The following is an 18,788-nucleotide window of genomic DNA, read 5'->3' as shown; positions in this document are numbered from 1 at the left end:
CGGCCTCTCCCCGAGCCTCCCCCATCGGATGAACGTGGGATACGCCATCGCGTTACGGCTCAAGCAACGACGATGGCCCGAGCTCGCGCCGGGCCATGTCGGTAACCAGACCCTTGTATCGGCCAACGTGAACCAATCACACGCTGCTGCTCATCTCCATCGGGGCCTCATTTCCCAACCCTGCCGGACGCGGGGTATGCCGGGAAACCGCCGACGGGCGAGCGCGGTCAGCGGCCCGATCGGAGGGTTCCGGGAGCACCGTGGCTTTCTCTTCAAGGCCCTCCTGCACCGAGGCAAGCAATCGGCTCGCACAGCGAACAGCGCTCCCGAGGGACGTGTCCAGCCCCACGAGGTAAACAAAGCAGCCGTCGAACTTCGCCGACGCCGTCTCCAAGCCTTCTGAATAGGTCATCTCCCGTTTGAGTGCCTTGAACCAGCGCTTGGGCGGCTCGGCGTCCAGTTCGATCACGACGGCGGCCTCGCCGAAGTCCAGCGGCATCGCTTCGATCCTCAACACCTTGGGGCCTGACGGGGTTTTTACGGTAGCGGCCATTGCCCTTCTCCTCTGCAACAATGACGGGAAAGTACCCTCAGCAGGCGCCAAGACCGCGTCAAGATTCGCTGACTGCAGGGGCGGGTTCCCTGCAGCGTCCTACGGTGGCGCTGCATAGGCGCGCACGAACAGCGCGACGGTGGCATCGCTTGTGGACACAGGCCTGGCTCCTTGGGGCAAGCCATGCTCGGTGAGAACCAGCCGGAGGAACCTCTCGCTGTCAGCGGTCGTGGTCGGGTGGGCTGACGCCTTGCCGAAGGCGGCTTGTGCGCGGGTAAGGTAGGGTTCCAGCATCGCGTTCCAGTCCGCGCTGTAGCTATCACTGGCAAGACTGGAGCGCGACAACGTCCGGCAGAACGCCTGACAGGAGGAGTCGGCCGCCAATCTCCTGATGCCGTCACTGATACGCCGCAACGCGTCGCCCAGATCGGCGACGCCCTGCATGTCGAGCTCACCTGAGGGCATCAACGCGAGGTGGCCGTCCATCACCGATCTATATAGACGCTCCTTGTCACGGTAGTGGGCGTAGAGGGTGACCTTGGTGACGCCACAGACCTCGGCGATGCGTTTCATCGTCGCGCTCTCAAAGCCGTCCTCCGCAAACACAATGGCCGCGGCATCGTGGATGCACCGCCGGCTATGCGCCCTCGCCTGCTCCCACCGGAGGCTGGTCTTGCTTGCGCAGCGGGTGGAGGAGGCAGTGGTCACAGGCGCCGGAACAGCGCACTGGCATTCACTCCGCCAAACCCGAACCCGTTGGTCAGGGCGAACGCGATGGCCGCCTTCCGTGGTACACCGCCTACGATCGAAAGCCCCTCCGCCAGCGGATCCGGATGGACGAGGTTGAGGGTCGCGGGCGCGACCTGATCGCGCAGGGCAAGCACGGTAAAGATGGCTTCGATGCCCCCGGCCGCCCCAAGCAGATGGCCGGTGCTCGACTTGGTGGCGGAAATCAGGAGGTCGGGACGGGCGCCGAACAAGGCATCCATGGCCGCGAGCTCCGCCCTGTCCCCCACCTGTGTCGAGGTTGCGTGCGCGTTGATGTGGTCAACCTGCCCGGCGTCGATGCGTGCTTGGTCCAGCGCGATCTCCATGGCCCGGCGCGCCCCGCTGCCGTCGTCGGGACCAGCCGTCAGGTGGTACGCATCCGAGGTCGTCCCGTAGCCGACCAGTTCGGCCAGGGGCCTGGCACCACGCGCCAGGGCGTGGTCCAGTCGCTCGATGACCAACAGCCCTGCCCCTTCGGACATGACGAAACCGTCCCGCTGCGCATCGAACGGGCGGGACGCTGCCTGGGGCGTGTCGTTGAACGACGTGCTAAGCGCCTTGGCGGCGGCGAAGCCGCCCAGGCTGACCCGGTGCATTGCCGCTTCCGCACCCCCGCACAGTGCAATATCCGCTTCGCCGGACCGGATCAGGCGCGCCGCATCACCGATGGCCTGCACGCCCGCAGCACACGCCGTGACGGGCGCCCCCTGCGGCCCCTTGAACCCGTACCGGATCGACGCCTGTCCCGCCGCCATGTTGGCCAAGAAGGTAGGCGCAGTGAAGGGCGACAACCGGCCAGGCCCACGGCTTTCGGTGGTGTGGACCGCATTGACGATGGAACCAAACCCCCCGATCCCCGTCGCAATCACGGTTGCCGTTCGCAGCAGGCCACGCTCACCGGCCGCGGTCCACCCTGCCTGCGCAAGCGCTTCGTGGGCCGCCACCAACGCGAACTCGACAAACCGGTCCATCTTCTTCAGATCTTTCGGCGCGATGATGCCGCTGGAGTCGAAGCCTGCCTCAGGGTCCTGCATCCGGTCAGGCACACGGCCGCCTACGTTGCAGCCCGTGCCGGCCGAAAGTGCCTCGCCCAGCGGGCCAATCCCGGAGCGTCCCGCCAGCAGGCGGGACCACACCGTTTCCACACCGCACCCGAGGGGACTCACCACGCCCATTCCGGTCACCACGATGCGATCTTTATCGGCAATGCCCATCACTCACTTCCCATATATAAAAGAGGTCCCGGCCGCAATCACGCAACGGAGGGCGTTTCCGCCCGCACCTTGAACCAGATGGCATACATCGCCGGCAGGAACACCAGCGTCATCACGGTGCCGGCGATGGTGCCTCCAATCAACGTGTAGGCAAGCGTTCCCCAGAACACCGAATGGGTCAGCGGAATGAACGCAAGCACCGCCGCCAGGGACGTCAGAATCACCGGGCGGGCACGCTGAACCGTCGCCTCGATGATCGCGTGGAAAGTCGCCATCCCTGCCATTTCGTTCTCGTGGATCTGGCCGATCAAAATGAGCGTGTTGCGCATCAGGATGCCCGACAGTGCAATGAGTCCAACCAATGCATTGATGCCAAACGGCTGCTGGAACAGTAGCAGGGTCGGTACCACGCCGATCAGGCCCAAGGGGCTGGTCATGAAAACCATGATCATGGCGGAGATGGAGCGCACCTGCAGGATGATGATCAGCAAGGTGATCGCCAGCATGATCGGGAACAGTGGCAGCATGGCACGCATCGCTTTGCCGGATTCTTCAATCGCGCCCGCCTGGGCGATGGCATACCCTTCGGGCAGCGACGCTATGAGCGGCTCGAGCTGCTTGCTGATGGCCGCTGATACGTCCGGTGGCTGCAACGCATCGTCGATATCACCCCGCACGGTGATGGTCGGCACACGGTCGCGCCGACGCAGCACCGGCTCTTCCGTGCGCACCTCAACCGTACCGATCTGCGACAACGGTATGCGCTGGCCCGCGGCCCCAACCAACGTGAAATCAGCAATACGCGCCGGATCCAGGCGCGTGTCCCCGCCGGATCGAGCGACCACCTCCACAGTCCGGATGTCCTCACGAACCGCGGTGACCGGCACCCCGCTCAGGAAGAACTGCAGTTGCTGTGAGACGGACGCCGACGTCATGCCCATCGCCTGCAGGCGGTCCTGGTCCAGCGTGAAGTGAAGCGTTGGCGTGCGCACTCCCCAATCGGTGTTCACGGTCCGCATCATCGGGCTGGCGTGCATGATCTGCTCCACCTTGGCCGCGATCCCGCGGATGACATCCGGATCCGGACCACTGACCCGATACGCCACCGGATAAGGCGAGTAAGGCCCGAACACCAGCTGCGTCACGCGCACGCGGGCTTCGGGTGCCAGGCCATCCGCCACCGCTTGGCGAAGCTTCGCCTTCAGGGCATCGCGCTGTTCCTGGCTGTCGGTGCGGACCACGATCTTGGCAAACGCGGGATCTGGCAGTTCCGGCGAAATGGCCAGGTAGAAGCGTGGCGCGCCCTGGCCGATGTAGGCCGTGACGATCTTCGATTCCCTCTGTGCGGACAACCACGTCTCGACCTTCCTGGCGGCCAGGCTGGTCTGTTCGATGGCGGTGCCGTAGGGCATCTGTACCTCCACCAACACCTCCGGGCGATCGGAGATGGGGAAGAACTGCTTCTTCACCAGCCCCATGCCGACCACGGAGAGCGCAAACAGGCCGATCACCGACCCTGCAGCAAGCCACTTGCGCGCAATCACGCGGGCCAGGATCGACCGGAAGCGGTTGTAGCGCGGCGTGTCGTAGAGACTGCTGTGGCCGCCTTCCACCGCCTTCAGTTCAGGCAGGAGCTTCACGCCGAGGTAGGGCGTAAAGAACACCGCGACCACCCACGACACGATCAGCGCAATGCCCACGATCCAGAACATGTTGCTGGTGTATTCACCGGCGGTGGATCGGGCGAAACCGTTGGGCATGAAGCCCACGGCCGTCACCAGGGTGCCGGCCAGCATGGGCGCTGCCGTATGGCTCCACGCATAGGCCGATGCCTTGACCCGGCTGTAGCCTTCTTCCATCTTCACCACCATCATTTCAATGGCAATGATCGCGTCGTCGACCAGCAACCCCAGGGCCAGGATCAGCGAGCCCAGCGTGATACGGTCGAAGTTCTTTCCGGTGGCAGCCATCACCAAAAACACCGCGGCCAGCGTCAGCGGCACGGCAGCAGCCACTACGATGCCCACCCGCCAGCCCATGCTGACAAAGCACACCACCATCACCACGAGCAGCGCGACGAAGAACTTCATCATGAACTCGTCCACCGACGCGCTGATGTTGACTGCCTGGTCGGTGACTTTCTCCAAGGCCATCCCCACCGGGAGGCCGTCGTTGATCTTCTTGACCTCCGCGTCGAGCGAGGCCCCAAGATCCAGACCGTTCCAGCCATCGCGCATGACGATCCCCAGCAGCATGGCCGGCTCGCCCCCGTTGCGGATCATGAAGGTCGACGGATCTTCATAGCCACGCTTGACGGTGGCGATGTCCTGCAACTTCAGCGTCCTGCCCTGCGCCACGATGGGCGTATCCCGGATCTTCCGCAACTGATCCAGCGCGCCATCGAGGCGGATGAAGATCTGCGGGCCCTTGGCCTCCACAGAACCGGCGGGCGTCAATGCGTTCTGGCCGTTCAGCGCCGCGAACACCGCTTCCGGTGTGATCCCCAGGTTGGCCAGACGCTCGTGGGAAAGCTCCACATAGATCCGTTCGGACTGCTCGCCGATGATGTTGACCTTCTTTACGCCGGGCACATGCAGCAGCCGCTGACGAAGCGCCTCGGAGTCGCGCGCGAGCGCGCGGAATGGTTCGCCCTTCGCCTTCAATGCGAACAGGGCAAACGTGACATCGGCATATTCGTCATTGACCATCGGCCCGATCACGCCTGCGGGCAGGTTCGCGGCTTCGTCGGCCATCTTCTTGCGCGCCTGGTAGAACTCCTCCTGCACCGCGGAAGGAGGCGTCCCGTCCTGCAGGGTCAGCGTGGTGAACGACAGGCCTGGACGCGTGTAGGTTTCGCTGCGGTCGTACCAGCGCAGCTCCTGCAAGCGTTTTTCCAGCTTTTCCGCGACCTGGTCCTGCATCTCCGTCGGCGTGGCACCCGGCCATGCCGTCACCACGGTCATGACCTTGACGGTGAACGCCGGGTCTTCCGCGCGGCCCAACTGGAAGAACGACACGATGCCGGCAACGGAGACCAGGAAGATCAGGAAAACCGTGATGGCGCGCTCGCGCACGGCAAGCGCCGACAGGTTGAATCCACTCACGGGTGAGCTCCCGTGCCAGCGGTGGTCGTGACGGCGTCGGCGAGACGAACCACCTGCCCTTCGCGGAGCAGGTGCGCGCCCAGCGCCGCCACGCGGTCGGACGCTTTCAAGGCGCCCTCCACCAGGGCCCGATCGTCACCCAACCGCTTGACCGTCACCGGCGTCCAATGGGCGTTGAGTGGGTCGCCTGCGATGACCCATACGCCGGTCCCGGTGCCGGGATCGAACACCGCGCCCAACGGGACCTCAACGCCTCCCGCCCCGCCGGCCACCGTGGCGCCTTCAACCGCGACGGCCACCGTTGACCCCAGCGGCAATGCCGTGTTGCCGTCGTCCAGGGTGTAGCGGGCTTCGAAGGTGCGGGTGGTGGGATCTGCCGCCTCGGAGAGCACGCGCAACCGTGCCGGGATCGTGCCGCGTGCCCCGAACGGAGACGCCGACGCGACGGAGCCGATCTGCGGGCGAAGCGTCTCGGGCAGTTGGACGACCGCTTCCCGACTGCCTGCACGGGCGAGCCGGGCGACGGTCTGTCCCGCCGCCACGACCTGGCCGGGCTCGGCCAGAATGGTCATCACCACCCCATCGGCATCGGCAACAAGCGCGGTGTACTGACTGGCATTGCGTGCCACCCGGGCCTGGGCGTCGGCCGCCTTGAACTGTGCGGACGCCGCGTCTGCCGCCGCCTTCATTTGATCGTAGGCCGATCGGGACACCACGCCCTTGGCCGCCAGGTCGCGATAGCGCGCTTCGTCCGCCGCGGCTTGCAGGCTCTGCGCACGGGCCGCGATGACGGCCTGCTGCTGGGAGGCTGCGGCCAGGTTCAGGTCGAGGGGATCCATCCGATAGAGCACGTCGCCGCGCTTGACCGCTTGCCCCGTCTCAACGTAGCGCTCGGTGATCTTGCCTCCGACCCGGAAGGCCAGATCGCTCTGCACCCGTGCGGCGATGGTGCCGGTGAAGGTGCGCGCGTTGCCGGCGCCCGGCTGCACCTGCGCCACCCGGACGATCGGCGGCGCGGTTCGGGGGTCGCTTTCACCCGACTTGCTGCAGGCAACAAGGGACAACGGAACAACACAGGAAATGGCTGTGAGTAAAAAACGGCGCCGCATACGGTCTTCCGGAGTGAGGTATCCGGGCGCATTTTGTTCCTAGTGACCAATGCAGTCAATAGTCACTATGCCGGCGGCGCTAGGCTCCGCAGGACCAATTGGTACAGGGCCTCGGGTGCTTCGGCATGCAGAGCAGAGACGTGGGGCAGCGTCACCGGGTTCAGGTAGGGCACCAGGACCTGATAGACGGCGCGGCTGGTGTTGCCCAGCAGCGTCCCGCTCTCGAACACCCCGGCAGCACGACCCGCCTGGATGATTTCTTCAACCAGTTGGTGGATACGGTGCTTGTACGCCTGCACGGATGGCCATTCGTCCGTCGCCGCCGCGACCGCGATTTCATACAGCCGCCGGTCCTGGAAGAACAGACGAAGACTGGACGCCACAATCACGGTAAACAGCAGTCTGAGCCGCTCGGGCGGCGCCTGGACACCCTCCAGCGCGTTAAGCACGTCGCGTTCGATCTGGCCGAGGCAGTTGGCGCAGATCACCTCACCGATCGCCTGCTTGGAGGAAAAGAACTTGTAGATGTACGCCTTGGAGAAGCCAATGGCTTTGGCCAGATCGGACACCGTGGTCTTGTCATAGCCGTAATGGCTGAAGTGCGCCGTGGCCGCCTCGATGATCTGTGTGCGCACATCGTGCTCGGCGGGGCCACGCCCGGTGTCGGGCGCTGCGGAGGTTGAAATAGACATGCCGCAAGGGTAGCGCTGCGGGATAGAGCGGGCAAATAGTGACCGATCGGGTATGTGTTCACCGCCGCGTGGTGCCCGTCCGGCCCGCGTCAGGGCGTGGACGCCCCTGACATCCGCGCCAGCACATCCGCCCGGCAGACATCCAGGAGTTCGTCCGCCAGCGCCGAATCGTCCGGGCAGGACCGGGACAGCACCATGGCCCCAACGGTCTGCGCCATCAACGCGATCCGCCGCGCGCGCGCCTGTTCGGCGGTGGCGGTGTCGGCCTGCTCTTCCGGGGTGGAGGCGGCCGCCAGCTGCGCCTCGATACCGGCCGCAAAGGCGGCCTTGACCGCCGCCGGCTGACGCGCCGCGTCGGTGCACAGCGCTGCCATGGTGCAGCCCTGGCCTGGCGCGTCCCGGTGCTCGCGGGAGAGGTAATAGCGCACAAAGCCCTCCCGGTCCGTGCCGGCCGCGGCGTCGGCCGATTTGGCCAGGCCGCAGCTCGCCGCCTCGGCCATCAGGTCCGCCTTCGACCCGAAGTGCTTGTAGAAGCCGCCGTGGGTGAAGCCGGCGGCCGCCATCAGATCTGCCACGCCCACGCCGTCGTAGCCGCGCTCCCGGAAGAGCGTGGATGCGGTGTCGACGATGTGCGCCCGGTTGGCCTGCGCCTGTGCCTTGGTGACCTTCATGACCCGGTCTCTCTTCACGCGTTGCCTTGGTGGAGCGCACTTTATCACGATAGATGACATCCATCATCAAACCGTTGACATCTAAGATGACGGTCATCATCATTGCGACCTACGGTCAGCCCCCGCCGGGCAGGCCGCTCCTTCTCGACACGACCCCGCACCCACCATGACCCTCTCCCCGCTCTTCCAGTCCTACTCCCTCGGCCCACTGACCCTGGCCAACCGCATCGTGATGGCACCGCTGACGCGCAACCGCGCCGGTGCGGGCCTGGCGCCCAGCCCGCTTGCGGCCACCTACTACGCCCAGCGCGCCTCGGCCGGCCTGATCATCACCGAGGCCACCCAGATCTCGGCGCAGGCCCAGGGCTACCAGGACACGCCGGGGCTCTACACACAGGACCAGATCGACGGCTGGCGCGCGGTCACCGATGCCGTGCATGCCCGTGGCGGGAGCATCTTCGTGCAGCTGTGGCACGTGGGCCGCATCTCGCATGTGGATCTGCAGCCGGGCAACGCCGCGCCCGTGTCCGCCTCGGCCATCCGGGCGCAGACCAAGACCTTCGTCCACAACGGCTTTGTCGATGTCTCCGAACCACGCGCATTGGAGATCGACGAGCTGCCCGCCCTCGTCAACGACTTCCGCCTGGCCGCCGCCAATGCCATCGCCGCCGGTTTTGACGGCGTGGAAATCCACGGTGCCAACGGCTACCTGCTCGAACAGTTCATCAAAGACGGCGCCAACCAGCGCACCGATGCCTACGGCGGCTCCATCGAGAACCGCGCGCGCCTGCTGCTGGAGGTCACCGCCGCGGTGGCCGCAGAGATCGGCGCGGCCCGCACCGGCGTGCGCATTTCCCCGGTCTCGCCGGCCAATGCCATTGCCACGGTCAGCGACCCGCAGCCGCAGTACGACTACATCGTCGACCAGCTCAGCGCGCTGGGCATCGTCTACCTGCACGTGGTCGAAGGCGCGACCGGCGGCCCGCGCGACGTGGCGCCCTTCGACTTCGATGGGCTGCGCGCCCGTTTCAAGGGGACCTATCTGGCCAACAACGGCTACGACGCGGACCTGGCCAACGCACACCTCGCCGAAGGCAAGGCGGACCTCGTCGCGTTTGGCCGCGCCTTCATCAGCAATCCCGACCTGGTTGAACGCCTGAAGACCGGCGCGCCCTTGAACGCGTTGAACCCCGCCACGTTGTACGGCGGCGGCGCAGCGGGCTACACCGACTATCCCGCGTTGACCGATACCACGGCGCAGTAACCCGCCGACAGCTCCCTGCCGCACATCCCCGTTCGCCCACCCCATTCCAAGAGACACCCCATGAGCCTGCTTCCCACCGTCCTCATCACCGGCGCCTCCAGCGGCATCGGCACCGTCTACGCCGAACGCTTCGCCCGCCGCGGCCACGACCTGGTGCTGGTCGCGCGCGACACGGCGCGCCTGGAAACATTGGCCGCCCGCCTGCGAAAGGACACCGGCGTCGCCGTAGACGTCCTGCCGGCCGACCTCACCCAGCGCGCCGCTCTGGCCACCGTGGAAACCCGCCTGCGCGACGATGCCCGCATCGGCATCCTGATCAACAACGCGGGCATGGCCCAGACCGGCGGCTTCACCGACCAATCGGCCGACAGCATCGAACACCTGGTCACCCTCAACACCACCGCCCTGACGCGCCTGGCCGCAGCCATCGCCCCGCGGCTGGCCAACGCCGGCGAAGGCGCAATCGTCAACATCGGCTCGGTGGTGGGCCTGGCCCCCGAGTTCGGCATGTCCGTCTACGGGGCGAGCAAGGCCTTCGTCCTGTTCCTCTCGCAGGGGCTCAGCCTGGAGCTGTCGCCCAAGGGCGTCTACGTGCAGGCCGTGCTGCCCGCAGCCACCCGCACCGAGATCTGGGAGCGTGCCGGCATCGACATCAACACGTTGCCGGAGGTGATGGACGTCGGCGAGCTGGTGGATGCCGCCCTGGTCGGCTTCGATCGCCGCGAGACCGTGACCATTCCGCCCTTGCACGTGGCCGAACGCTGGGACACGCTGGAGGCATCGCGCCAGGGCCTGCTCTCGGACATCCGCCAGGCGCAGGCAGCGGAGCGCTATCGCCCATGAAAGCCTTCCTCATCGATCGGTATGGCAAGAACGAAACGGGGCACATCGATGACGTGCCAACGCCCGCGCTGCGCGACGGCGATGTGCTCATCCGCGTGCACGCGGCCAGCGTCAACGCGCTGGACCCCAAGATCCGGCGTGGCGAATTCAAGGTGATCCTGCCGTATCGCCTGCCGCTGATCCTGGGCAACGACCTGGCCGGCACGGTGGAGCGTGTGGGCGCCGGCGTTTCCCAGTTCAAACCGGGCGATGAGGTATACGCACGTCCCGACGATGACCGCATCGGGACGTTCGCCGAGTTCATCGCCGTCAACGGCGCCGCCGTGGCACTCAAGCCCGGCAACCTCACCATGGTGGAGGCCGCCTCGCTACCCCTGGTCGCGCTGACCGCGTGGCAGGCCCTGGTCGAAACCGCCCAACTGAAGGCTGGGCAGAAGGTCTTCATCCAGGCCGGCTCTGGCGGCGTCGGCACCGTGGCGATCCAGCTGGCCAAGCACCTTGGCGCGTTCGTCGCCACCACCACCAGCACACCCAACGTGGCGTGGGTGAAGGCGCTGGGCGCGGATGTGGTCATCGATTACAGGCAGCAGGATTTCGCCACGGCACTGCACGACTACGATGTGGTGCTCAACAGCCTGGGCAAGGAGGAACTGGAGCGCTCGCTGCAGATCCTCAAGCCGGGTGGCCACCTCATCTCCATCTCGGGTCCGCCCACGCCCGCCTTCGCCGCCGCGCGTGGACTGGCCTGGCCGCTGAAGCAGGTCATGCGCCTGCTCAGCCATGGCATCCGCAGCAAGGCCAGGAAGAAGGCGGTCACGTATACCTTCGTCTTCATGCGGGCCGACGGGGCGCAACTGAGCGCCATCACCTCGCTTGTCGAGTCCGGCGCACTCGCACCGGTCATCGACCGGGTGTTTCCGTTCCAGGACACCCAGGGCGCGCTGGCGTATGTGGAGAGTGGGCGGGCGAAGGGCAAAGTGGTGGTGGAGCTGTAAGCAGGGGCGCGCTATCTCGTCGCCTTGCGCCGCACGTCCGGAAGCAACGCGTCCTGCGCCTTGCCAGACAGTTTGCCGAACTCATCAATGAGCTCGGCAAGCTGGTCGGTTTCAGCAAACAGATAGGCGACGGAAACGCCCAGGGCACGCGCAATCTTCTGCGCTGTCTCGATGTCGCAATTGTGCACGGCCCGCTCGTACCGGTTGCTGCGAACGCCCGCAACCTCTTCTGGCAATCCCACACGCACCCCCAACGCGCGTTGAGTCAGGCCCTGCTCGAGCCGGCACGCCTTGAGGCGGTTGGCGATCTCAGACCCAGCCGCCAACACCCATCCGCCCTACATGTTAATATTTCTCATTCGCACCTACCCCCATCCCACCCCGATGACCCGCCCGTCGCTTCATTTCTCTGCCCTGGGCTTGTCCCTCACCCTGGCCTGCATTGCGGCCCACGCCGCTCCGCCCTCCTCCCCCGACGTGCAGCAACTCGACGCAGTGCAGGTACTCGGCCGCGCCCAGACCCTCTACCGGGTGGACGACGCCACGGTGGGCACGCGGACGGATACGCCGCTGGCGCTGGTGCCGCAGTCCATCCAGGTGGTGCCGCGTGAGCTGATTGAAGACCAGGCGGCCCGCCAGATCACCGATTTGTACCGCAGCATCAGCGGCATCAGCTTCTTCAGCTATGCCGGCGTGACCCTGCGCGGCTTCCGCCAGGAAAACGTGCTGTATGACGGCCTGCGCGGCGACCCCTATGCCGGCTTTTCGGTGCCGCAGCTGTTCAACATCGAGCGCGTGGAAGTCCTGAAGGGACCGGCCGGCGCCCTGTATGGCGGTGGCGATGCCGGGGGCGTCATCAACTACGTGACGCGCAAGCCCAAAGCCACGCCCGAGCGCCGCATCGAACTGCAGGCCGGCAACAATGATTTCCGGGCTGCATCGATCGAGGCCACCGGGCCGATGAACGCCACCGGCAGCGTGCGCTACCGCGCCGGGCTGTACGGCGACACCGAACAGGGCGTGCGCTGGAACGCGGACAGTGAGAGCGTGATCGGGGATGCATCGCTGGCTTTCGACGTGGGCGACACCGGCGAGTTGACCCTGCAGTTCACCGACATCACCCAGAACCTGGGCGGCAACCGCCTGCGTGGCGTGCCGGTGGACGACAACGCCAGCTTTCTCACGGACCGGCGCTGGAACCACAACGAAGCCACGGACTTCCTCGACATGCGTGCCAAGGTGGCGCTGGCGCAGTACCGCTTCTCGCCCAGCACCCACCTGGACGTGGATGTGGGTGCGCGCTGGTTCGAGAACAACGAGCACCAGATCTACCACGAGCCGATGGGGCTGATCGACCGCAACCGCGACGGCGTGCCCGAGTGGATGACCCGCCAGCTACGCAACCAGATCCGCGACAACGATGCATTCACCGCCAACGCCAACGCCGTGTGGCGCGTCAGCACCGGCAGCATCGAGCACAAGGTGCTGTTCGGCGCCGATGTGTACCAGCAGGATGCCGACTTCACCGCGCAGACCGCCAACAGCGCCGACCTGGCCCGGGGTGCCGGCCCGGTGCCCGGCATCGACCTGTTCAACCCGGTGTATGGCGCAAGTTCGTGGCGCGACTACAACCTGGCCGCCCTGCCCTGGCGCAGCACGAGCACGCGCAGCAAGCGCTATGGCGGCTACCTGCAGGATGAGCTGACCCTGACCCCGCACTGGCATGTGCTGGCCGGACTGCGTTGGGATGGCTTCAAGGACGATGACCGCATTGCCGGCACCGCCGTGGATGGCAACGACATCAGCTGGCGGCTGGGCAGTACGTACACCGTGCGGGAAGGCGTCAATCTCTACGCCAACATCGCCAGCGGCTTCATGCCCCAGAGCGCGGCCAACCAGAGCGCCGAGGCGGGCGGCCCGTTCGATGCCGAGCGCAGCAAACAATGGGAAGTGGGGTTGAAGTCCCTGCTGGCCGAGCGCGTCACCCTGAACCTGGCGGCGTATCGGATCGACCGCAGCAATATCGTGCAGGCCACCGGTGAGATCGTGGACGGCGTCAACCAACTGGCCGCCCTGGGCCTGGTGCGCAGCACGGGCATGGAGCTGGATCTGCTGGCCGATGTGACCGACCGCTGGGTGCTCAACCTGACCTACGCCTACAACGATGCCCGGGTAAAGGATGCCGGCAGCAACGGCATCACCAATGCCTCCGGCGACCGCTTCGCCAACGCGCCGCAGAACAAACTTGGCCTGTGGACGCGCTATGACCTGCCGGCCATCCATTCGGCCATTGGTTTTGGGGCCGATTACGTGGATGAGCGCGTCAGCCTGGATGGCCAGCGGGTGAAGCCGTACACCGTGTTCGATATGAGCTGGAAGACCCAGTGGCAGCAGTGGCAGTTCCAGGCCAACGTCAAAAACCTCTTCGACAAGGTCTATGCCGCCAGTGGGTTCACCGAGCGCACCGGCCACTTCCCGGGTGAACCGCGCCGCGTCTACGTGCAAGCGGCGTACGCCTTCTGAGCCCGCCCATGCGCCAGCCTACGCCAGCGCATCCTGACCGCCCGGCGCGTAGTGGGAGTAGCCGCCGGCTGTGGTTCGACCTGCACAGTTGGCTGGGCCTGAAGCTCTGCCTGTTCATGGGCTTTGTCTGCCTCACCGGCACGCTGGCGGTGTTCTCGCAGGAGATCGACTGGCTGCTGCACGCGCCCATGCGCGTGGCAGACGGCGGTGAGCCCGCCGGCTGGGGGCCCATCATCCACGCCGCACAGGCGGCACATCCGGACTGGGAGCTGGAAGGCATCACGGCCGGCCACACCCGCCTGTTTGCGGCGCGCGCGCAGATGCGCCTGCCCGATGGCAAGCGGCGCTTTGTCTGGGTGAACCCGTATACCGCGCAGGTGACCGGCGACACGGGCTGGTTCAATACGCAACGGCTGCTGCGCAACACCCACCGCCACCTGATGCTGCCGGTGGCCTGGGGCGTGCCGCTGGTGGCCTCTCTGTCCATCCCGTTGCTGCTGTCGCTGTTGAGCAGCCTGTACATCTACAAGAAGTGGTGGCGCGGTTTCTTCAAACGGCCCGACCCCTCACGACCACGCCGCCTGTGGGGCGATGTCCATCGCTTGGCCGGGGTATGGTCACTCTGGTTTCTGCTGCTGATCGGGTTGACCGGGGCGTGGTACCTGATCGAATCGCTCGGCGGCGATGCACCGGCCGCGCCGACCCTGCGACTGGCCAAGGGCGATGACCGCGCTGGTGCCGTAGACCCGGCCGCCGTCGACGCCGCAGTGCAGACCGTCCGCCAGCAATGGCCTCGCCTGGAGATCCTCGGCGCCATCCCCGCGCGCGATGGCGGGAGCATCCTCTTCCTGGGCGAGGCCGACGCCTGGCTGGTGCGGGAGCGGGCGAACAACATCGCCGTGGACCTGCACACCGGGCGCGTGATCGGCATGCATGACGGCCGTGCGCTGGGGGTCCATCAGCGCATCGCCGAAATGGCCGATCCCCTGCACTTCGGCAGCTTCGGTGGCTGGCCGATCCGACTGCTCTGGTTGCTGGCCGGCACGCTGCTGACCGGGCTGTGCTTTACCGGCGTGTATCTCTACGGGCTTCGCACAGTGGACGCGCTGCGATCAAAAGCAAAGAGGCGGCAGGCATGAGTCCTGAAAAATTGCCCGGCCCTTGGCGCGCGGCGTGGCAAGGCATGGGTCGCTGGCGCTGGCTGTGGCTGGCCCTGTTGCTGGTTTGGGCATCGCTGGTGCCGCTTGAGGCCATGAAGTAGACGCACTCGCCCGTCGAACGATGGCATGCTGCCTGTACGTGCGGGAGAGCAACGATGCGGATGACGGGAAATTTTCTGGCAGCAAGCGCTGTCACGCTCAAGGTCGGCGTGGTCTTCTGGGTGTTGGTGGCTTGGCGGACACCGGGGGGCGAGCCGTGGGACGCGCCTGCGTTCTGGACCGTCGTCTATCCCATCGCACTGGGCATCGCCGCCGTTCTAGGCGCCTGTTTTCCCCGACGGGCATGGCTTTGGGGGCTGCTGCTCATCGCGCTGCAGGTGCCGGTGGTGGCCGTGACGTCTGGCGTTGGCCCGTTGCTGCTGGCCGGGCTGGTGTACGCATTGGTGCTGGCGCTGCCTGCGATGGCTATCGCGGCGGCGGCGGGCGCGCTGCGCCGCCGCCTGCATGGGAGGTCGTGAGACGCTCAGCGCTTTGCCGGCTGCCACCCTGCTCGCAGTGCATCCCCAGGACTGCAGAACATGCGCTCGCCGCGGCTCGGGTCGATGCTCGTACGCGCGTAGTCCCGCTGGCCCGGCACGTGGTAGATCTTCTTGCCCTGCTGGGAGATGTTGCCCTTGATGCGGCATCCGCCCGGCGCCGGCTGCGCGGCCACCGGGGTTCGTGGTGACGCCTGGTCACGCTTGCCGCGACGAAAGTCCGCTGGCATCTGAAACCGCCCCTGCCAGAGGTTCCGCTGGTGCTGGCGCGCGTCGGCTTCGTCTGCGATGAATGCCGTGGCGTATTGGCGATAGGCGACCGCCCAACCGGAGCGCACCATCCACCGATTGACCGACGCCCCTTGAACAAAGCACTCCGCCACCACCCTGCCGTAGCGGTCGGTGTCCTTGGGCTTGCAACGCACGGTCTGGTCCAGCAGATACGCGTCCAGCGCGGCGGCAGACCGCCGTCCACAGGGCCAGGAACGCCCGTCTTTGGCGGTGCATTGCTGGGCGCTTTCCGGCGCATCGATGCCCCAGAGGCGGATGCGCTGCTTCGCCAGAGTGAGGGTGTCCCCGTCCGTGACCGTCGCGCGGCCGACCAGCTCTGCCGCCACACCAGGAACCGACGCAACCATCAAAAGCAACACCACCAGACCTTTCCACACCATCAACAACGACGTCCTCCAAGCGCACGCTCGGGTGCGAGCGCCAGTCAAAACAGGGGCGAGCACTTTAGCGGAAGTGGCGAAAGGACGCCGACCACATCGACAGTCATTCCATCCCGACGTCTGTTCCTGACGTGGTCGCCGTCGGTGTCTTCTACAACAACGTAGTGGCTCCAAGGCCTGCGTGGCGATCACGCAGCCACCCTGGACGCCAATGTCCGACTAAATATGAAACGCCGGACCCGCCGACAATGTCGGCGCGCTCACCCTCACTCGCAACGCAATGAGGAGGCTGGCGAGGAGCATTACCGCCGCCGCAACGGTGAGCACTGCGACGATGCCCCCCAGCCCGAACACCAGCCCGCCCAAGGCGGCGCCCGCGGCGATGGAAGACTGCACCGCAGCCACCACCATCCCGCCGGCACTCTCGGCCTGGTCAGGCACCGCACGCGCGACCCAGCTCGACCAGGCCACGGGCACGCCACCGAAGGCCAGGCCCCAGAGCGCGACCAGGATCGATAGTCCGCCAACGCCCACCGGCAACAGCAGCATGCCAAGCGCGGCTGCGCCCACCAGGGCAGGCATGATCACCAACGTGACTTTCAAACTACGCTCCATGAGCCAGCCGGCCAGGAGCGTGCCCACAAAGTTCGCCACACCGAACCCGAGCAGAATCAGCGCCAGGCCATCAGCGCTCATCTGCCCCAGGCTCTCCAACGTTGGGCGGATATAGGTGAAAAGCGCGTACTGCCCGGTGTGCGCCAGGACGCAGCCCAGCATGCCGACCGCAACGCCTGGCCGGCGCAGGAGCGTCACCACCGACTCGGGGACTGCCGCCTTGCGCGGGGCCATCCGGGGCAGCGTGAACCACTGGAACGCAAACGTGAGTCCACCTACCGCCGTCGCAGCCCAGAAGGCGCTGCGCCAGCCCAGCAGCCCGCCGAGGTAGCTCCCCAAGGGAACGGACACCACCGTGCCGACCGCAATCCCGCTGAAGATGACGGAGAGCGCGCGAGGCACGCGCTGTGGCGGCACCAACCGCATGGCCACCGCCGCTGCCATGCTCCAGAAACCGCCCAGCGCGACGCCCAGAAGAACGCGCATCACCAGCAGGACGCCCATGCTGGACGACAGCGCCACCAGGGCGTTGGAGAGAATCATCAGGCCGGTGAAACCCAGCAGCACCCGGCGCCTGTCCATCGAGCGGGTCAGCCGCGGCACCAGCAGGCCGGCGAACAGAGCCACAACCGCAGTCACCGTCACGGCTTGCCCGGCCAGCGCCTCCGATACCCCCAGGTCCGCCGCCATCGGCGTCAACAGGCTGGCGGGCAGATATTCGGCCGTGAGCAGCCCAAACACACCCATGGCCAGCGAAAACACCGCCACCCACGCCGGGGAAGAAGGCTCCCCGCTATCCCAGTCCACGGCATCCGGTGCGCCTGCGGCATCAACTACGTCATTGCTCATCAAAGATCCCAGTGCAATCGTGCAGCCGAGAGTCTAGGGAGCCACTTCAGGATGATCTATGATTTCCTGACCTGTATTTTTGATCGAAACCCCGGAACCTCTCGATGCGCCCTGCTGCTCCCCAGCCCACCCATCTGATCAGCGAACTGCTGACCGGCATGCGGCTCCACGGCGTTCAGTACCGGCGCATCCAGACCGGACCGCGCTTTGGCCTTGGATTTCCCCCGAAGCCGGGCCATGCCTACTTCCATTACCTCGCAGTGGGTACGGCGATTCTTCGTGGCGCGGACGGCAGCCAACACCGTCTATCCGCCGGGGATGTCGTGCTGCTTCCCCGCGGAGACGAACACGCGTTGCTGTCGGGCGAGGACCATCCCGTCCAGTGCCTGGACACGATCGACGCAGCCCCATTGGGTGACGCGGTGAGCGGGATCGACACCTGCCCGAGCACGCACGCCGTGCCAAGCGCGGTGCTCTTCCACGGCTGCATGGTGTTCGATCTGGGCGGCATGCAAGGGTTGAGCAAGGTGATGCCGGCGGTGATGGTGTGCGATGGCAACGCCACGCAGTTCCCTGGGCTGTTGCCGATGGTCGATGCGATGAAGCGCGAGGTGTGCTCCGGGCGTATCGGCTATGCAGGCATACTCGCCCGGCTGGCGGATGCAGTGGCCGCGATGATCGTCCGTGACTGGGTCGAGCGCGGTTGCGACGGCGCATCCGGCCTGGTCATGGCCCTGCGCGACCCGCGCCTGTCGCTGTCGTTGCTTGCGTTACATAAAGACCCGGGGCGTGACTGGACCGTCGACGCGCTGGCGGCAGAATCCAACATCTCACGCTCTGTGTTTGCAGACCGGTTCCAGACCGTCATTGGAACCGCGCCGCTGCGCTACGTGACCGAGCTGCGCATGCAGTTGGCCAGCCAATGGCTGACCCACCAGCGCCTGTCCATCGAGGTAGTGGCAGAGCGCCTGGGCTACGCGTCGCAGGCCGCGTTCAGTCGTGCCTACAAGCGCGTCATGGGGCGCTCGCCTGGCGCGACCCGGCGCGGCCGCGCCCTGGCCTCGCCATAGGGGGCCGTTCTTTTGGGGTCAGTTGCTCAAGCCGCCTGAGCGTCGTCAACGGGCTGCAGTCGGTTGGCGATCGCATCGAAGCGCGCCGCCTCTGTTCGAAGGCGATCGGCCGCAGTGCCTCGACTGGCCCTTGCCCGCCAGTCGCCCCCGC

The 18,788-nt window shown here is 66.3% G+C and carries 18 protein-coding genes; 8 read left to right on the top strand and 10 right to left on the bottom strand.

Annotation, left to right across the window (positions count from 1 at the left end; genetic code table 11):
* Positions 1-136: 136 nt before the first annotated feature.
* The 7 genes from AC06FD_RS04435 to AC06FD_RS04405 all read right to left on the bottom strand — a co-directional run bounded on the left by AC06FD_RS04435 (position 137) and on the right by AC06FD_RS04405 (position 8,111).
* Positions 137-553 (bottom strand): hypothetical protein, encoded by a 417-nt coding sequence (locus AC06FD_RS04435; RefSeq protein WP_478077075.1) that lies wholly within the window; start codon positions 551-553, stop codon positions 137-139.
* 99 nt (positions 554-652) lie between these two features.
* Positions 653-1,261 carry a TetR family transcriptional regulator gene (locus tag AC06FD_RS04430; protein ID WP_478077074.1) on the bottom strand — a complete coding sequence of 203 codons (609 nt, stop codon included), beginning with the start codon at positions 1,259-1,261 and terminating at the stop codon, positions 653-655.
* Positions 1,258-2,535, bottom strand: a complete 1,278-nt coding sequence (gene fabF, locus AC06FD_RS04425) for a beta-ketoacyl-ACP synthase II (RefSeq protein ID WP_478077073.1) — start codon at positions 2,533-2,535, stop codon at positions 1,258-1,260. Before fabF ends, AC06FD_RS04430 begins: the two co-directional genes overlap by 4 nt.
* A 38-nt stretch (positions 2,536-2,573) precedes the next feature.
* Positions 2,574-5,639 (bottom strand): efflux RND transporter permease subunit, encoded by a 3,066-nt coding sequence (locus AC06FD_RS04420; RefSeq protein ID WP_478077072.1) that lies wholly within the window; start codon positions 5,637-5,639, stop codon positions 2,574-2,576.
* Positions 5,636-6,748 carry an efflux RND transporter periplasmic adaptor subunit gene (locus AC06FD_RS04415; RefSeq protein WP_478077071.1) on the bottom strand — a complete coding sequence of 371 codons (1,113 nt, stop codon included), beginning with the start codon at positions 6,746-6,748 and terminating at the stop codon, positions 5,636-5,638. Before AC06FD_RS04415 ends, AC06FD_RS04420 begins: the two co-directional genes overlap by 4 nt.
* Before the next feature lie 65 nt (positions 6,749-6,813).
* Complete coding sequence (locus tag AC06FD_RS04410; RefSeq protein ID WP_478077070.1) at positions 6,814-7,440, bottom strand: TetR/AcrR family transcriptional regulator; 627 nt, start codon at positions 7,438-7,440, stop codon at positions 6,814-6,816.
* 89 nt (positions 7,441-7,529) lie between these two features.
* Positions 7,530-8,111, bottom strand: coding sequence for a TetR/AcrR family transcriptional regulator (locus AC06FD_RS04405; protein WP_259203090.1), 582 nt, complete (start codon positions 8,109-8,111; stop codon positions 7,530-7,532).
* Between the two features lie 166 nt (positions 8,112-8,277).
* Here AC06FD_RS04405 and AC06FD_RS04400 point away from each other — a divergent pair, with 166 nt between their 5' ends.
* Genes AC06FD_RS04400 through AC06FD_RS04390 form a run of 3 tightly spaced genes read left to right on the top strand, consistent with a single transcriptional unit; the run spans position 8,278 to position 11,213 of the window.
* Positions 8,278-9,375, top strand: a complete 1,098-nt coding sequence (locus AC06FD_RS04400; RefSeq protein WP_478077069.1) for an alkene reductase — start codon at positions 8,278-8,280, stop codon at positions 9,373-9,375.
* A 60-nt stretch (positions 9,376-9,435) separates the two neighbouring features.
* Positions 9,436-10,218: an SDR family NAD(P)-dependent oxidoreductase gene (locus AC06FD_RS04395; RefSeq protein ID WP_478077068.1), complete on the top strand. Its 783-nt coding sequence runs from the start codon at positions 9,436-9,438 to the stop codon at positions 10,216-10,218.
* Complete coding sequence (locus AC06FD_RS04390; protein WP_478077067.1) at positions 10,215-11,213, top strand: NADP-dependent oxidoreductase; 999 nt, start codon at positions 10,215-10,217, stop codon at positions 11,211-11,213. Before AC06FD_RS04395 ends, AC06FD_RS04390 begins: the two co-directional genes overlap by 4 nt.
* A gap of 11 nt (positions 11,214-11,224) precedes the next feature.
* On the opposite strand, the gene AC06FD_RS04385 is transcribed toward AC06FD_RS04390, so the two are convergent.
* A complete protein-coding gene (locus tag AC06FD_RS04385; RefSeq protein WP_478077066.1) occupies positions 11,225-11,539 on the bottom strand; it encodes a helix-turn-helix domain-containing protein in 315 nt (104 codons plus the stop codon).
* Between the two features lie 58 nt (positions 11,540-11,597).
* On the opposite strand from AC06FD_RS04385, the gene AC06FD_RS04380 reads away from it, so the two are divergent.
* From AC06FD_RS04380 to AC06FD_RS04365, 4 genes are read left to right on the top strand one after another with little or no spacing between them, the layout of a single operon-like run.
* On the top strand, positions 11,598-13,736 hold the full coding sequence (locus AC06FD_RS04380) for a TonB-dependent siderophore receptor (RefSeq protein WP_478077065.1): 2,139 nt from the start codon (positions 11,598-11,600) through the stop codon (positions 13,734-13,736).
* A gap of 8 nt (positions 13,737-13,744) precedes the next feature.
* The gene (locus AC06FD_RS04375; protein WP_478077064.1) at positions 13,745-14,875 is read left to right on the top strand and encodes a PepSY-associated TM helix domain-containing protein; all 1,131 of its coding nucleotides are present in this window, start codon (positions 13,745-13,747) and stop codon (positions 14,873-14,875) included.
* A complete protein-coding gene (locus tag AC06FD_RS04370; RefSeq protein WP_259203102.1) occupies positions 14,872-14,997 on the top strand; it encodes a hypothetical protein in 126 nt (41 codons plus the stop codon). Before AC06FD_RS04375 ends, AC06FD_RS04370 begins: the two co-directional genes overlap by 4 nt.
* Before the next feature lie 54 nt (positions 14,998-15,051).
* Positions 15,052-15,414 (top strand): hypothetical protein, encoded by a 363-nt coding sequence (locus tag AC06FD_RS04365; protein WP_259203105.1) that lies wholly within the window; start codon positions 15,052-15,054, stop codon positions 15,412-15,414.
* A gap of 5 nt (positions 15,415-15,419) precedes the next feature.
* On the opposite strand, the gene AC06FD_RS04360 is transcribed toward AC06FD_RS04365, so the two are convergent.
* Together AC06FD_RS04360 and AC06FD_RS04355 are read right to left on the bottom strand one after the other, a co-directional pair.
* Positions 15,420-16,103 (bottom strand): thermonuclease family protein, encoded by a 684-nt coding sequence (locus tag AC06FD_RS04360; protein ID WP_478077365.1) that lies wholly within the window; start codon positions 16,101-16,103, stop codon positions 15,420-15,422.
* A gap of 219 nt (positions 16,104-16,322) precedes the next feature.
* Positions 16,323-17,567: an MFS transporter gene (locus AC06FD_RS04355; protein ID WP_478077063.1), complete on the bottom strand. Its 1,245-nt coding sequence runs from the start codon at positions 17,565-17,567 to the stop codon at positions 16,323-16,325.
* A gap of 104 nt (positions 17,568-17,671) precedes the next feature.
* Here AC06FD_RS04355 and AC06FD_RS04350 point away from each other — a divergent pair, with 104 nt between their 5' ends.
* Positions 17,672-18,637 carry an AraC family transcriptional regulator gene (locus AC06FD_RS04350; RefSeq protein WP_478077062.1) on the top strand — a complete coding sequence of 322 codons (966 nt, stop codon included), beginning with the start codon at positions 17,672-17,674 and terminating at the stop codon, positions 18,635-18,637.
* Positions 18,638-18,788 lie beyond the last annotated feature (151 nt).

The organism is Stenotrophomonas sp. Steno-Z1 (genome assembly GCF_056393175.1).
Note: the sequence above shows the minus strand (reverse complement) of the source record. Positions and strands in the feature narration are given on the sequence as shown.